Origin of the sequence: Methylopila henanensis, assembly GCF_042681025.1 — a bacterium.
GTDB lineage: Bacteria > Pseudomonadota > Alphaproteobacteria > Rhizobiales > Methylopilaceae > Methylopila > Methylopila henanensis.
Genome location: NZ_JBHUER010000014.1, coordinates 58,995 through 73,449 on the forward strand (window position 1 = coordinate 58,995; position 14,455 = coordinate 73,449).

Consider the following 14,455-nt stretch of genomic DNA (forward strand, 5'->3'; position numbering starts at 1 on the left):
GAGACAGCAATTAGTTGCCGGCGGCCGGCGTTCCTCAGGCGAAGCGCCTCGCGCCCGCCACGCAGGCGACGACGACCGCGGTCGCGGCGAACATCGGCCAGGCCACGGGCTCTCCAAGCAGCAGCGCCGCCAACGCGAGGCCGAAGAACGGCTGCAGCAACTGGAGCTGGCCGACGCCGGCGGCGCCGCCAAGAGCAAGCCCGCGGTACCAGAACGCGAAGCCGACCAGCATGCTGAACACCGAGACGTAGGCGAGGCCGAGCCACGCCGCGCCGCCGACGCCGTCCCAGGTCGCAGGCGCGGTCGCGAGCGCGAACGGCGCGGCCGCCGGCAGCGCGACGACCAGCGCCCAGGAAATGACCTGCCAGCCGCCGAGCCGGCGCGACAGCGCGGCGCCTTCGGCGTAGCCGAGCCCGCAGACCGCGACCGCCGCCACCATCAGCAGGTCGCCGGCGAGCGAGCCGCCGGCGCTGGTCGCGAGCGCGAAGCCTGCGACCGACAGCCCGCCGACGATCGCGAACAGCCAGAACGCGGGCTTCGGGCGCTCGCCGGCGCGCGCGACTGCGAACAGGGCGGTGGCGAGCGGCAGCAGGCCGATGAAGACGATCGAACGCGCCGAGGTGATGCGCTCGAGCGCGATCGCGGTCAGCAGCGGGAAGCCGACGACGACGCCGAGCGCGACGATCGCGAGCGGAACGAGGTCCGCGCGGGAGGGGCGCCGCTGACGCAGCGCGAGCAGCAGCGCCGCCGCTAGCGCGCCGGCGATCGCCGCGCGCGCCGAGGTCAGGAACAGCGGCGGCAGGCCGCCGACGGCGACCCGCGTCGCCGGCAGCGAGCCGCTGAAGATGATTACGCCGATCAGGCCGCTTCCCCAGCCCTCCATCGCCCGTCCCATGCCGTCCTCCCGCCCTGTCGCGGCGTCGACCGTTAGCGGGGAGGGACTGGCGCCGCCAGAGACGGAGCAGTACAATCCAGTAAAACTGTTATGCAGGCGAAAGCCATACAGTTCAGGGGGGCGGCATGAGCCTTGCCGAGACGACGCGCACGGCCGAGGTGATGGACGCGATCCGCCGGCGGGTGACGGGCCGCGCGCTCGCCCCCGGCGACCGGCTGCCGTCGATCCGCGGTTTCGCCTCGGCGATGCGGGTGTCGCCCTCCACGGTGGTGGAGGCCTACGACCGGTTGGCCGCGGAGGGCCTGATCCGGTCCCGCCGCGGTTCGGGCTTCTATGTCGTCGGCGGCGCCGCGCCGCTGACGCTCGCCGAGGTGGGGCCGAGGCTCGATCGCGCCGTCGATCCGCTGTGGGTGTCGCGCCAGTCGCTCGACGCCGGCCCGGAGACGCTGAAGCCCGGCTGCGGCTGGCTGCCGGCGGACTGGATGCCCATGACGGAGCTTCGGCGGGCGATCCGGGCGCTGGCGCGCGCCGACGACGCCACGCTCGCCGATTACGGCGGCGCGCGCGGCTCGCCCGCGCTGCGCCGTCTGCTCGCGCGCCGCATGGCCGACCAGGGCGTCGAGGCCGCGCCGGACCAGATCATCCTGACGGCCTCCGGCACCCACGCGATCGATCTCGTCTGCCGCTTCCTGCTCCGTCCGGGCGATACGGTGCTGGTCGATGACCCCTGCTACTTCAACTTTCTCGCGCTGCTGCGCGCCCATCAGGTCGAGATCGTCGGCGCGCCCTTCACGCCGAACGGCCCGGACCTCGCGGCGTTCGAGAAGGTTCTCGCGGAGCGACGACCGCGGCTCTACCTCACCAATTCCGGCCTCCACAACCCGACCGGCGCGAGCCTCTCGCCGCAGGTCGCGCACCGCGTGCTGAGCTTGGCGGCGGCCCATGACGTCGTCATCGTCGAGGACGACATCTTCGCGGATTTCGAGCCGGAGCCGACGCCGCGGCTCGCAGCCCTCGACGGGCTCGCCCGTGTCATCCGGATCGGAAGCTTCTCGAAAACGCTGTCGGCCTCGGTGCGCTGCGGGCACATCGCGGCGCGGGCGGACTGGATCGAGGGTCTGATCGACCTGCAGGTCGCGACCGGCTTCGGGGCCGCGAGCCCCGCCGCGACCGAACTGATCGCGGGCGCGCTCGGCGACGGCGGCTACCGCCGGCATGTGGAGGCGCTCCGCCGGCGCCTGTCGCTCGCGATGCGGGACGTGGACGCAAAGCTCGCGCGGCTCGGCTTCGCGCCATGGACCGAACCGCGGGCAGGTCTGTTCCTCTGGCGCCGCCTGCCGGACGGCCTCGACGCCGCGGCCGTCGCAACCTCAGCGCTGGCCGAAGGCGTCGTGCTGGCGCCTGGCGACGTTTTCAGCGTCTCGCGCACGGCCTCCGGCTTCATGCGCTTCAACGTGGCGCAGTGCGGCGACCCGCGGGTCTACGACGTGCTGGCGCGCGCCACGGCGCGGAAATGATCCTGCATAACAATCGGGCGCGGCGCGCCTAACTCTCGCGCAGGTTTTCCGCCCGACGCCCGTCATGGGCGGTCACCACGCGTTTCAGCAACTCAAGGAAGGTGGCGCGCTCGTCGGCGTCCAGCGCCTCGACGGTGGCCTCGTGGGCGGCGCGCGCCGAGGCCTCCATCGCGCTGAGCAGCGAGGCCCCTTCAGGGGTCATCCGGCACACCTGCGCGCGGCGGTCCTGCGCCGAGGTCACGCGCTGCAGAAGTCCTCGGGATTCAAGGCGTTTCAGCGCGCCCGTCGTCGTCGTCCGGTCGAGGGCGACGGCCCGCGCCAGCGTCGTCTGGTCGGCCTCGTCGAGGACCGCCAGCGCCGACAGCAGGCTGTACTGGAGCGGCGTCATCCGAAACGTGGCGCATAGCTCGGCGAACAGGCTCACATGGATCTGATGAAGCCGCCGCGCCAGAAATCCGGGACGTTCGATCAGCGGCCAAATTTCTTTGTAACAATTTGAATCTGAGGCGTTTTCGCTCACGCGTAGGGTCCCGCTGCAAGGCTCTTCCGGGCTTTCGCCCTGCAAGCCGCTCGCCAAATGGCATGCCGCCTGCATGAGGAATTGCGAAGCATACTTCGCTTTTTCGCGCCGCCGGGCAAACCGGGCGGCCTGCGGGATGGAGGAACGAATGGCGGACGCGACACGGTACGATCTGGTGCTCAAGGGCGGACGGGTGATCTGTCCGGCCTCCGGCGTCGACGGGGTGCGCGACGTCGCGGTGAAGGCCGGCAAGATCGCCGCGGTCGAGGAGGCGATCCTGCCGAGCGCGGCGGCCGAGGTCGTCAACGTCTCCGGCAGGCTGGTGCTGCCGGGCCTGATCGACACCCACGGCCACATCTACCAGTACGTCACCGGCCGCTTCGGGCTTGATCCCGACATGGTCGGGGTGCGCTCGGGCGTCACCACGGTGATCGACCAGGGCGGCCCGTCCTGCATGACGCTGCCGGGCTTCCGCAAGTTCATCGCCGAGCCGTCCGAGACCAACGTGCTGGCCTTCCTCTCCGCCTATCTCGTGGGCGGCCTCGAGGGCCATTTCTATCCCAACCTCTACAGCCCCGACTGCGTCGACATCGAAGCGACCGTGCGCTCGGCGACCGCGAACCGCGACCTCGTCCGCGGGATCAAGGGCCACGCCGAGATTGGCGGCTTCGCGCGCTGGGGCATCAAGGTCATGGAGATGGCCGCCGAGATCGCGCGCCGCGCCGAGGTGCCGCTCTACGTCCATTTCGGCCAGCTCTGGGGCCTGCCCGAGAGCGGGAAGAACGGCGAGGACGCCGACACCATCCTCGAGCGCGTCATCCCGCTGCTGAAGGAGGGCGACGTGCTGGCCCATCCCTTCACGCGCCATCCCGGCGGCTTCGTGAACCGTGAGGGCGAACTGCACCACGTCATCCAGGCGGCGCTCGACCGCGGCCTGAAGGTCGACGTCGGCCACGGGTCGCATTTCTCCTACCGCCTCGCCAAGCAGGCTCTCGCGGCCGGCGTGATCCCGCACACGCTCGGCGCCGACATGCACGGCTACAACACGCAGGTGCCCGAGATTCCTGTGCCGCTCGGCACGCCGGAAGAGCACGAGGACGACGAGAACCACCCCTTCAAGGGCCAGGCGCGCTTCAGCCTGACCCAGGCCATGAGCTCGATGATGACGCTCGGCATCCCGCTGGAGGAGGTGGTCAAGATGGTCACCTCGCATCCCGCGAAGATGCTGCAGATGGAGGACACGCTGGGCTCGCTCGCGGTCGGGCGGACGGCGGACGTGTCCGTGCTCGACGACGTCCGCGGCCGCTTCGTGCTGCGCGACAACGAGGACTACCGCGTCATCGCCGAGCGCCTGCTGCAGCCTGCCTTCTGCCTGCGCGCCGGCAAGCGCATCGACGCCGACAGCCCGATCCTGCCGCAGGCGATCGCGGCGTGAGCGCCCCGGCCGCCCACATGGCGGAACCCGCGCCGCAGGACGTCTGGGAGACGCTGTCTCAAGACGAGCGCGACGCCGCCTACAACAACGTCGCGGCGGTGGCGAACAGCGCGGCCTGGGCGGCCGAGCGCGACGAGCTCGCAGCGGACTGGCGTTCGCGCCATGGCGCGAAGCTCGATCTCGCCTATGGGCCGAAACCCCGCAACCGCATCGACCTCTACCCGTCCGCCGACCGCGACGCGCCCTGTCTCGTCTTCATCCATGGCGGCTACTGGCAGAAAAACTCGCGCGAGGTGTTCGCGCATTACGCCGAAGGCGCGGTCGCGGCCGGCTGGTCGGTCGCGATGCCGAGCCACACGCTCGCGCCGGACGCGAGCCTCACCGAGATCGTCGCGGAGCTGGGCGAGGCGCTGGACTGGCTCGCCCGCGAGGGCCGCCAGCACGGGCTGAACGGCCCGATCGTGCTCGCCGGCTGGTCGGCGGGCGGGCACCTCACCGCCATGCTGCTCGGACATTCCTCGGTCAGGGCGGGGCTCGCGATCTCCGGCGTCTACGCGCTTGGGCCGATCCGCGACACCTTCCTGAACGCGGCGCTGAACCTGACCGACCGCGAGATCGAGACGCTCTCGCCGCTCTCGCTGCCGGTCGTGAACAAGCAGATGGCGATCGCCTACGGGACCGCCGAGGTCCCCGCGCTCGTCCGCGACGCCCAGGCGCTGCACGCGAAGCGTACGGCCGAGGGCGCGGCCGGTCCGCTGATCCCGATCGCGGGCGCGGACCATTTCTCGATCCTCGAAGAGCTCCGTTCGCCGGAGGGCGCCTTGACCCAGGCCGCGCTCGCGATCCTCGCCGAGGCGAAAGCCCGGTCGGAGGCCGCATGAGCGCCGCGTCCGGGGCCCGCGGAGAAGGCGTCGGCGCGCGGCTGCCGCGCAAGGAGGACGACCGCTACATGCGCGGCCGCGGCCAGTATGTGGCCGACATCCGGATGGCCGGCATGCAGGACGTCGCCTTCGTGCGCAGCCCGCTCGCCCACGCCGGCATCCGCGGGATCCGGATTCCGGAGGACGTCCGCGCGCAGGTGTTCGTCGCCGACGATCTCGACGGCGTGGCGCCGATCCGCGCCGTCTCGGGCCTGCCCGGCTTCAAGGTCTCCGAGCAGCCCGTGCTCGCTTCGGGCAAGGTCCGGCAGGTCGGCGAACTCGTCGCCATGTGCGTGGCGGCGACCCGCGCCGAGGCCGAGGACATCGCCGCCCGCGTCGAGCTCGATCTCGAGGAGCTTCCGGCGCTCCACGACATGCGTCTCGCGCGCGAGCCCGGCGCGGCGCTGGTCCACGAGCACTGGGGCGACAACGTCTTCCTCGAGACCTTCGTGGACGTCGGCATCGAAAAGGCCTTCGACGCGCCGATCAAGGTCAGCCGCTCGATCTCCACCAGCCGGCAGTGCATGGCGCCTCTGGAGGGCAGGGGCGTCGTGGCCCATCTCGACCGCCGGCTGGACCAGCTGACGGTCCACACCGCCTGCCAGATGCCGCACATCGTGCGCTCCGGCCTCTCCGAATGCCTCGGGATCGAGGAGGGCCGCATTCGCGTGTCCGCGCCGGACGTGGGCGGCGGGTTCGGCTACAAGGGCATCCTGCTGCCCGAGGAGGTCTGCCTCGGCTGGCTGGCGCTGCGCTGCGGCCATCCCGTGCGCTGGATCGAGGACCGCCGCGAGCACCTGACGGCGGGGGCGAACTGCCGCGAGCACCATTACGAGATCACCGTCTACGCCGACCGCGACGGCGCGATCCGCGGCGTCGACTGCGAGGCGATCGTCGATAGCGGCGCCTACTCCGCCTATCCGTTCTCGGCCTGCCTCGAAGCCGCGCAGGTCGCGAGCATCCTGCCGGGCCCCTACGACTTCCCTGCCTATCGCTGCCGGACCTGGTCGGTCGCGACCAACAAGGCGCCGATCCTGCCCTACCGCGGCGTGGCGCGCACCGGCGTCTGCTTCGCGCTGGAGCTCGCGCTCGACGCGGTCGCGGTCGAAGCCGGCCTGACGCCGGAGCAGGTGCGCTTGAGGAATCTCGTGCGGCCCGAGCAGATGCCGTTCGACAACATCACGAAAAAGCATTTCGACAGCGGGGATTACCCACAGGCGTTGACCCGCGCCGTGAAGGCGATCGATGTCGATGCGGTGCGCGCGCGGCAGAAGGCGGGCGAGCCGGACGGGCGGCGCATCGGCTTCGGGCTGTCGATCTATTGCGAGCAGGCCGCGCACGGCACCTCGGTCTATTCCGGCTGGGGCATCCCGATGGTGCCGGGCCACGAGCAGGCCGGCGCGCGCGTGACGCCCGACGGCGGGCTGGAGCTTCGGATCGGCGCGCACAGCCACGGTCAGGGGCTGGAAACCACGCTCGCCCAGGTCGCGAACGAGATCCTCGGTCTGCCGGTCGCGAAGATCCGCGTCGTCCACGGCGACACCGCCATGACGCCGTACTCCACCGGCGCCTGGGGCTCGCGCATGATGGTCATGACGGGCGGCGCGGTCGCGGCGGCCGCGACCGAACTCGTAGGCCGGCTCACCGCGATCGGCGCCCATCTGCTGCAGGCCGATCCTGCGGACGTCCGGTTCGAGGCCGGCGCCGTCGTCGGCCCGAACGGCGAGGCCACGGTCGCCGAGATCGCGCGCGTCTGGTACCGGCGCCCGCAGGACCTGCCGGCCGACGCGCACGGGGGCGGGCTTGAGGTGACGGCCGGCTACAAGCCCGTCCGCGACAGCGGCACCTTCTCCTACGCCGCTCACGCGGTCGTGGTCGCGGTCGACGCGGAGATCGGCGGCGTCGAGATCCTCGACTACGTCATCGTCGAGGATGGCGGCGTGCTGGTGAACCCGCTGGTCGTCGACGGCCAGATTCTTGGCGGGCTGGCGCAGGGCGTCGGCACCGCGCTGCTGGAGGAGATGCCGTTCGACGCGAGCGGCCAGCCGCTGGCGTCCACCTTCGCCGACTACCTGCTGCCGGGCGCGGCCGAGGTTCCAAGCCCGCGCATCGACCACATGGAGACGCCGTCGCCCTACACCCGCTTCGGCGTGAAGGGGATTGGCGAAGGCGGCGCCATCGCGCCTCCGGCGGCTCTCGCCAACGCGATCAACGACGCGCTGCGCCCGCTCGGCGTCGAGATGCTGGTTTCGCCCGTCACCCCGCGCCGCATCGTCGAGGCGGTTCTGTCCGCGCGCAAAAGCGCTTCCGAGGCGCGTGGCGCGCACAGGAGCGCGGCATGAAGGCGTCGCGCTTCGATCTTGTTCGCCCGCGCGACCTATCCGAGGCGTTGGCGGCGCTCGGTGAGACCGCTGGGCTCGTGAAGGTTCTGGCCGGCGGCCAGTCGCTCGGGCCGATGCTGAACCTCCGCCTGGTCGAGCCCGATCTTCTGGTCGACATCGCCGGGATTCCGGAGCTGCGCCGCATCGACCGCGAGGCCGACGCCCTCGTGTTCGGCGCCTGCGTCACCCACGCCGATTTCGAGGACGGCCGCGCGCCGGACGTCGGGCGGGACATGCTGGCGCGCGTGGCTTCGGGCATCGCCTACCGCGCGGTGCGGAACCGGGGAACGATCGGCGGCAGCCTCGCGCATGCCGACCCCGCGGCCGACTGGGTCTCGACGCTCTCGGCGCTCGGCGCGGAGATCGAGATCGCCTCGCGCTCGGGCCGGCGACGTCTGGGCGTCGGGACGTTCGTCACCGGCGCGCTCGCGACCGCGCTTCAGCCCGGCGAGTTGCTGGTCGCCGTCCGCGTGCCCTTGGTCTCGGGCGCGGCGCGGCTCGGCTACGTCAAGCACGCCCGCAAGATCGGCGAGTTCGCCCACGCGATCGGCGCGGCGCTGGTGGACCCCGAGCGCGGGATCGCCCGCGCCGTCGCCGGCGCGATCGACGCGCCGCCGCTGGTGATCGAGGACGCGCTTGCGCTGTTCGATCGCTCCACGGGCCTCGATCGAAAAGAGGCCGACCGGCGGCTCGCCGCCGCAGGCGTCGAGGACGCCGTCGACCGGCACATCCATGTGGAGGCGCTGGGCCGCGCGCTGGCGCAGGCCTTCGACGTGACGCCTCCGACCCTCAGGAGCGCCGCGTGAACGCCCCCGTCCGTCTCCGCCGCGCGGGCGCAACGCCGGTCGCGCTCACCGTCAACGGCCGCGCCGTCGCGGCCGAGGTCGAGCCGCGCACGCACCTTGCGGACTTCATGCGCGAGGACCTCAATCTCACCGGAACGCATCTCGGCTGCGAGCACGGCGTCTGCGGCGCCTGCACGGTGCTGGTCGACGGCGAGCCGGCGCGGTCCTGCCTGACCTTCGCCGCGACCTGCGAGGGCGCGGACGTCGTCACCATCGAGGGCTTCGACGACGACGCGCTGATGGCCGAGCTCCGCGCCGCCTTCAACCGCGAACACGCGCTGCAGTGCGGCTTCTGCACGCCGGGCATGCTGGTGACGGCGCGCGACCTCGCGCTCCGCCTGGCCGAGCCCGACGAGCGCCGCATCCGCGTCGGCCTCGCGGGAAACCTCTGCCGCTGCACCGGCTATCTCGGCATCGTGCGCGCGATCCAGCAGGTCATCGCCGACCGCCGCGCGCGCGGGATCGGGCCGGCTTCGGGCGAGGGGCGGGGGCTTGGGCCTGTGGGCGCGCGTTGCGCGACGGCGGCGCCCCGTGAGCGCGCCGCGCCGATCGAGCCCATCGCCGCTCCGTCGACCTCGGCCGTCGCGGTGTCCGACTTCGCGCCCGCCCACACGTTCGAGCAAAGCTTCGTCGTGGCCTTCCCGCCGGAACGGGTGTTCGCGCTGTTCGGCGACGTGCGCGCGGTGGCGGAGTGTCTGCCCGGCGCCTTCGTCGACGCCATGCCTTCGCCCGACCGCGCCGAAGGCGGCATCCGCGTCGCGCTCGGTCCGATCGCCGTCGCCTTCCGGGGCGCGGCGATGATCGCGCGCGACGAGGCGGAGCGCTCCGGCCGCATCCTCGGCGCCGGCGCGGACGGCCGCTCGGGCGCGCAGGGCGAAATCCGCTACCGCGTGGTCGACGGGCCGGACGGCGGTTCGGAGGTGCGGCTGACGGTCGGCTACGCGCTGAAGGGGCCGATCGCCCAGTTCGGCCGGCCCGGCCTCGTGCGCGACATCGCGGGCCGGCTCGTCGCCGACTTCGCCCGCAATCTGGAGGCGCGGCTCGCCGGCCGCGCCCCAGACGCCGGCCCCGGTTCGCCCGGCCTCAATCCCCTACGCCTCGCGACCAGCCTGCTGTTCGGCCGGATCGCGTCCTGGCTGGCGCGCCTCCGGGCGCGCCGATGAGCATGTTTCGAAAACCCTTGGAGATGGCCATGCCGACGCACCGCATAGCATCGATCGCCGCCCTGGCACTCGGACTGATGGCGACGCCCGCCGTCGCGGAGGAGACTGTCAAGATCGGCGTCAACCAGCCGCTGACCGGACCGTTCGCGGCCTCCGGCGCCTATGTCGTCAACGGCGCGAAGATCGCCGCCGACGAGATCAACGCCAAGGGCGGCGTGCTGGGCAAGAAGATCCAGCTCGTGATCGAAGACAACAAGTCGAATCCGACCGAGGCCGCCGCGGTCGCCGAGAAGCTCATCACCTCCGACAAGACGCCGGTGATGATGGGCGCCTGGGGCTCGAGCCTCACCCTCGCGGTGATGCCGAAGCTCGAGGAGTACGAGATTCCGATGCTGGTCGAGACCTCGTCGTCGGGCAAGATCACGACATCCGGAAACCCCTTCGTGTTCCGCATCTCGCCGCCCTCGGCGCTCGAGGCCGAGATGTTCGCGCCGATGGTGGAGAAGCTCGGGATCAAGAAGGTCGACTTCCTGGTCATCAACAACGACTGGGGCCGCGGCGCGGCGGCCGACTTCGGCAAGATGCTGAAGGCGAAGGGCGTCGAGGTCGGTCTGACCGAGACCATGGACGCCGCGGCGCAGGACATGAGCGCCCAGCTCGCCAAGATCAAAGGCACCGACGCCGACACGATCATGATCACCGCGGCGGTCGACCAGCTGACGCTGGTGTTCAAGCAGATGGCGGCCATGGGCGTGAAGAAGCGCGTCGTCACCACCGGCGGCTCGCAGAACCCGGACCAGATCGTGGCGCAGGCGGGCTCGGCGGCCGAGAAGACCATGCATCTCACCACCTTCCTGCCCTGGGCCCCGGACAAGACCCCGGACCCGAAGGCGACCGAGTACTTCCTCTCGGAATGGAAGAAGCGCGGCTATCCGTTTGCGGGGACGACCGAAAGCTTCCGCGGCTATGACGGCGTCCGCACCATCGCCGCGGCGATCGCGAAGGCCGGCTCGGTCGAGTCCAAGGCGATCCAGAAGGCGTTCTGGGACGTCGAGCTGACCGGCCTCAACGGCCCGATCAAGTTCGCGAAGTCCGGCCCCGAGGGCAAGGAGAGCGGGCAGTCCAAGCCTGGCGTCTACCTGATCGAGATTTCGGACGGCCAGATCGCCGAAGTGAAGCTCTGATCCTTAGGCGGCCTGAAACCACGCGGCCGTCATGCCCGCCTTCGCGGGCTCCACGACTTAAAACGCTCGACGCCCAAGTCGTGGATGCCCGGCTCCGCCGGGCATGACGGCCGCGAACTTCACGAACGGAGCCCTCCGTGGACCAGTTCCTGCAACACCTCGTCAACGCCATGGTGCTGGGCGGCGCTTACGCGCTGCTCGGGATCGGCCTGACGCTGATCTTCGGCATCATGAACGTGGTGAACTTCACCCACGGGGCGCTCTACACTTTCGGCGCCTACGCGATGTACCTCGCCTCGACCGCGCTCGGGATGAACTTCTTCCTGGCGCTGCCGTTCGCCATCGTCGCGGGCCTCGCGCTCGGCGCGCTGATCGAGCTTGCGCTGCTCAGGCCGCTCAGGGGCGCCGACATCGACACCACCATGCTGATGATGATCGGCGCCGGCATCATCCTGCAGTCCGGCACGCTCTGGATCTTCGGCGGCGTCGCCAAGGCGATCCCGTCGCCGTTCCCGGACGCGCCGCTGCAGTTCGCCGGCGTCTCGATCTCGTGGCTGCGCCTGTTCGTGCTGCTCGCCGCCGCCGCGCTGATCGCGCTGGCCTACGCCATGATCAACGGCACCCGGCTCGGCCGCGCCATGCGCGCCACCTTCCAGGACGCCGACACCGCGGCGCTGATGGGCGTCAACGTGCGCCTGATCTACACCGCGACCTTCGCGCTCGGATCGAGCTTCGCGGCCGCCGCCGGCGCGCTGCTCGGGCCGGTCTACGTCGTGTTCCCGCAGATGGGCGACCTCGCCGCGGTGAAGGCCTTCGCCATCGTCATCCTCGGCGGCCTCGGCTCGATCGCGGGCGCCACCATCGGCGGCTTCGTGCTGGCGCTCGCGGAGGAGTTCGGCGCCGGCTACGTCTCGTCCGGCTACCGCGACGCCATGGGCTTCCTGATCATCATCGCCGTGCTGCTGATGAAGCCCACCGGCCTGTTCGCCCGCGCGGAGCGCGTCGGATGACCCGTTATCTCCCGCCCGTCGTCCTCGTCGTCCTCGCCCTGCTGCCGCTCGGCCTGAAGGACCCCTATCTCCTCAACGCGCTGATCACCGGCGGCATCTTCACCATCGGCGCCATCAGCCTGAACCTGCTGCTCGGCTACACCGGCCAGCTCAGCCTCGGCCACATCGCCTTCTTCGGCATCGGCGCCTACGCGAGCGCGCTCACCGCGCTCGGCTTCGACGTCGGCCTGTTCGGCGACGTCCGCGTGATCCACGAGGGCTGGCATCCCTTCATCGGCTTCCTGGTCGCGATCGTCGTGTCCGGCTTCTTTGGCTACGTCGTCGGCCGGCTGTCGTTCCGGGTGCGCGGCGCCTACTTCGTCATCGTCACGATCTGCTTCGCCGAGGTGGTGCGGCTCGTCGCGCTGAACTGGATCGAGCTGACGCAGGGTCCGCTCGCGCTCACCTCGATCCCGCAGATGAAGCTCGGCTTTCCCGGCCTAGGCGAGCTGACGCTCCGCACCAAGGTCCAGAACTACTACCTGATGCTGGGCGTCGCCACGCTCGCTTATCTCGTGGTGGCGCGGCTCGTCCATTCGCGCTTCGGCCGCGCCATGCGGGGCCTGAAGGAGAACGAGCAGCTCGCCATGTCGGTCGGCGTTAACGCCACGAAGACGCTGACCGTCGCCGCCACCTTCTCCGCCGCGATCGCCGGCGCGGCGGGCAGCCTCTACGCGCACTACTTCCGCATCATCGACCCGGACGTGTTCCTGTTCGCCTACACCGTGACCATGGTCATCATGGTGGTCTCGGGCGGCAAGGGCTCGCTCGCGGGCCCGGTGATCGGCGGCCTGATCTTCGGGACGCTGCCGGTGGCGCTGCGGCCCTACATGGCGCCCGAGGCGCAGTGGATCGTCTACGGCGCGGTGCTCATCCTGATCCTGTTCCTGATGCCGCGGGGCATCGCGCCCTACGTCGACGACTGGTTCGCGGCCCGCAGGGCGCGCCGCGCGCATGGCCCGGCGCCGGCCGCGAAACCCCAGCTGGAGGGCCAGCGGTGAGCGACCAACCCATCCTCTCGGTCGAGCATGTCGGCGTGCGCTTCGGCGGGCTCGTCGCGATCTCCGACCTGCATTTCGACGTTCGGCCCGGCGAGATCCTCAGCCTCATCGGCCCGAACGGCGCCGGCAAGACCACCGCGTTCAACGTGGTCACCGGCTTCCTGAAGCCGACTACGGGCGAGGTGCGCTTCAAGGGCGCGAGCCTCGCCGGCCTCGCCCCGAACCGCATCAACCGGCTCGGTCTCGCCCGCACCTTCCAGCGCACCAGCGTGTTTCCCGACGACACGGTGCTGGACAACGTGCTGATCGGCCTGCACCGCGAGGACGGCGGCGCGAGCCTGCTCGACGCCATCTTCAACCTGCCGAAGGAGCGCGCCGGCGAGGCCGCGCGCCGCGCCAGAGCGCGCGAGCTGATTGAGTGGGTGGGTCTGAGCGCTCGCGCCGAGGAGCGCGCCGGCTCGCTCTCCTATGGCGAGCAGCGGCTCGTCGGCGTCGCGCTGGCGCTCGCGACCGACCCGTCGATGCTGCTGCTCGACGAGCCGGTCTCGGGCATGAACGCGTCCGAGACCAAGAATTTCGTGCGCCTGATCCGCTCGGTGCGGGACAAGGGCGTCACCATCCTGCTGGTCGAGCACGACATGCCGATGGTGATGGAGGTCTCGGACCGCATCGTGGTGCTGAACCACGGCAAACTGATCGCCGACGGGACGCCGGCAGAGATCCGCGCCGATCCCGCGGTCATCGAGGCCTATCTCGGCAAGAGCGCCGCGACCCGCGAGGCCGAAAGGGAAGCCGCCCATGCTTGAGATCCGCGACCTCGAATGCGGCTACGGGCCGGTGTCGGCGCTGAAGGGGATCAGCCTCGACGTGGGCGAGGGCGAGCTGGTGGCGCTGATCGGCGCCAACGGCGCCGGCAAGTCCACCACGCTGCGGACGATCTCGGGGCTGGTGAAGCCGCGCGCGGGGACGATCCGCTTCCGCGGCGAAGACATCGCCGGAGCGGACCCCGCCCGCATCCTCAGCCTCGGGATCGCGCACTGTCCCGAGGGCCGGCGCGTGTTTCCCTACATGAGCGTCGCCGACAACCTCGCGATGGGCGCATATCTCCGGAAGGATCCGATCCAGGTCCGGCAGGACTACGACCGGGTCTATTCCGACTTCCCCCGGCTCGCGGAGCGCCGGCATCAGGCGGCGGGAACGCTGTCCGGCGGCGAGCAGCAGATGCTGGCGATCGGCCGGGCGCTGATGAGCCGTCCGAAGCTCGTGATGTTCGACGAGCCCTCGCTCGGCCTCGCGCCGACGATCGTCGAGCAGACGCTCCGCATCATCAAGGCGATCCGCGACGGCGGCGCGACCGTGCTGCTGGTCGAGCAGAACGCCTTCGCCGCGCTTGAGCTCTGCGACCACGCCTATCTCATCGAGACCGGTCGCGTGGTGAAGCGGGGCCTCGGGTCGGAGCTGATCGCCGACCCGCATGTGCGCGAGGCCTATCTCGGCGGCTGACGACGCGGCCGGCGGCGCGACGCGCCCTATAACCCGGCGGGT

General features: G+C 71.0%; 13 protein-coding genes. 11 read left to right on the top strand and 2 right to left on the bottom strand.

Features of this window, described 5'->3' with window-relative positions; translation table 11 throughout:
• Positions 1 to 34: 34 nt before the first annotated feature.
• Positions 35 to 895: a DMT family transporter gene (locus ACFSCV_RS18980; RefSeq protein ID WP_378801147.1), complete on the bottom strand. Its 861-nt coding sequence runs from the start codon at positions 893 to 895 to the stop codon at positions 35 to 37.
• A gap of 125 nt (positions 896 to 1,020) precedes the next feature.
• On the opposite strand from ACFSCV_RS18980, the gene ACFSCV_RS18985 reads away from it, so the two are divergent.
• The gene (locus ACFSCV_RS18985) at positions 1,021 to 2,412 is read left to right on the top strand and encodes an aminotransferase-like domain-containing protein (protein WP_378801148.1); all 1,392 of its coding nucleotides are present in this window, start codon (positions 1,021 to 1,023) and stop codon (positions 2,410 to 2,412) included.
• 28 nt (positions 2,413 to 2,440) lie between these two features.
• Here ACFSCV_RS18985 and ACFSCV_RS18990 read toward each other — a convergent pair whose 3' ends face one another.
• A complete protein-coding gene (locus tag ACFSCV_RS18990) occupies positions 2,441 to 2,932 on the bottom strand; it encodes a MarR family winged helix-turn-helix transcriptional regulator (protein ID WP_378801149.1) in 492 nt (163 codons plus the stop codon).
• 148 nt (positions 2,933 to 3,080) lie between these two features.
• Between ACFSCV_RS18990 and ACFSCV_RS18995 the strand changes: the two genes are divergently transcribed.
• From ACFSCV_RS18995 to ACFSCV_RS19040, 10 genes are all read left to right on the top strand, one after another.
• Positions 3,081 to 4,367, top strand: coding sequence for an amidohydrolase/deacetylase family metallohydrolase (locus ACFSCV_RS18995; protein WP_378801150.1), 1,287 nt, complete (start codon positions 3,081 to 3,083; stop codon positions 4,365 to 4,367).
• Positions 4,368 to 4,384: 17 nt separating this feature from the next.
• Positions 4,385 to 5,248, top strand: a complete 864-nt coding sequence (locus ACFSCV_RS19000; RefSeq protein WP_378801174.1) for an alpha/beta hydrolase — start codon at positions 4,385 to 4,387, stop codon at positions 5,246 to 5,248.
• Positions 5,245 to 7,629 (top strand): xanthine dehydrogenase family protein molybdopterin-binding subunit, encoded by a 2,385-nt coding sequence (locus tag ACFSCV_RS19005; RefSeq protein WP_378801151.1) that lies wholly within the window; start codon positions 5,245 to 5,247, stop codon positions 7,627 to 7,629. Before ACFSCV_RS19000 ends, ACFSCV_RS19005 begins: the two co-directional genes overlap by 4 nt.
• Positions 7,626 to 8,474 carry an FAD binding domain-containing protein gene (locus tag ACFSCV_RS19010; RefSeq protein ID WP_378801152.1) on the top strand — a complete coding sequence of 283 codons (849 nt, stop codon included), beginning with the start codon at positions 7,626 to 7,628 and terminating at the stop codon, positions 8,472 to 8,474. The genes ACFSCV_RS19005 and ACFSCV_RS19010 overlap by 4 nt, the downstream gene beginning before the upstream one ends.
• Positions 8,471 to 9,676 carry a xanthine dehydrogenase family Fe-S subunit gene (locus tag ACFSCV_RS19015; protein ID WP_378801153.1) on the top strand — a complete coding sequence of 402 codons (1,206 nt, stop codon included), beginning with the start codon at positions 8,471 to 8,473 and terminating at the stop codon, positions 9,674 to 9,676. The genes ACFSCV_RS19010 and ACFSCV_RS19015 overlap by 4 nt, the downstream gene beginning before the upstream one ends.
• A 23-nt stretch (positions 9,677 to 9,699) precedes the next feature.
• A complete protein-coding gene (locus ACFSCV_RS19020; RefSeq protein WP_378801155.1) occupies positions 9,700 to 10,860 on the top strand; it encodes an ABC transporter substrate-binding protein in 1,161 nt (386 codons plus the stop codon).
• A gap of 137 nt (positions 10,861 to 10,997) precedes the next feature.
• On the top strand, positions 10,998 to 11,870 hold the full coding sequence (locus ACFSCV_RS19025; protein ID WP_378801156.1) for a branched-chain amino acid ABC transporter permease: 873 nt from the start codon (positions 10,998 to 11,000) through the stop codon (positions 11,868 to 11,870).
• On the top strand, positions 11,867 to 12,910 hold the full coding sequence (locus ACFSCV_RS19030) for a branched-chain amino acid ABC transporter permease (RefSeq protein WP_378801157.1): 1,044 nt from the start codon (positions 11,867 to 11,869) through the stop codon (positions 12,908 to 12,910). The genes ACFSCV_RS19025 and ACFSCV_RS19030 overlap by 4 nt, the downstream gene beginning before the upstream one ends.
• Positions 12,907 to 13,716 carry an ABC transporter ATP-binding protein gene (locus ACFSCV_RS19035; RefSeq protein ID WP_378801158.1) on the top strand — a complete coding sequence of 270 codons (810 nt, stop codon included), beginning with the start codon at positions 12,907 to 12,909 and terminating at the stop codon, positions 13,714 to 13,716. Before ACFSCV_RS19030 ends, ACFSCV_RS19035 begins: the two co-directional genes overlap by 4 nt.
• Positions 13,709 to 14,413: an ABC transporter ATP-binding protein gene (locus ACFSCV_RS19040; RefSeq protein ID WP_378801159.1), complete on the top strand. Its 705-nt coding sequence runs from the start codon at positions 13,709 to 13,711 to the stop codon at positions 14,411 to 14,413. The genes ACFSCV_RS19035 and ACFSCV_RS19040 overlap by 8 nt, the downstream gene beginning before the upstream one ends.
• Positions 14,414 to 14,455 lie beyond the last annotated feature (42 nt).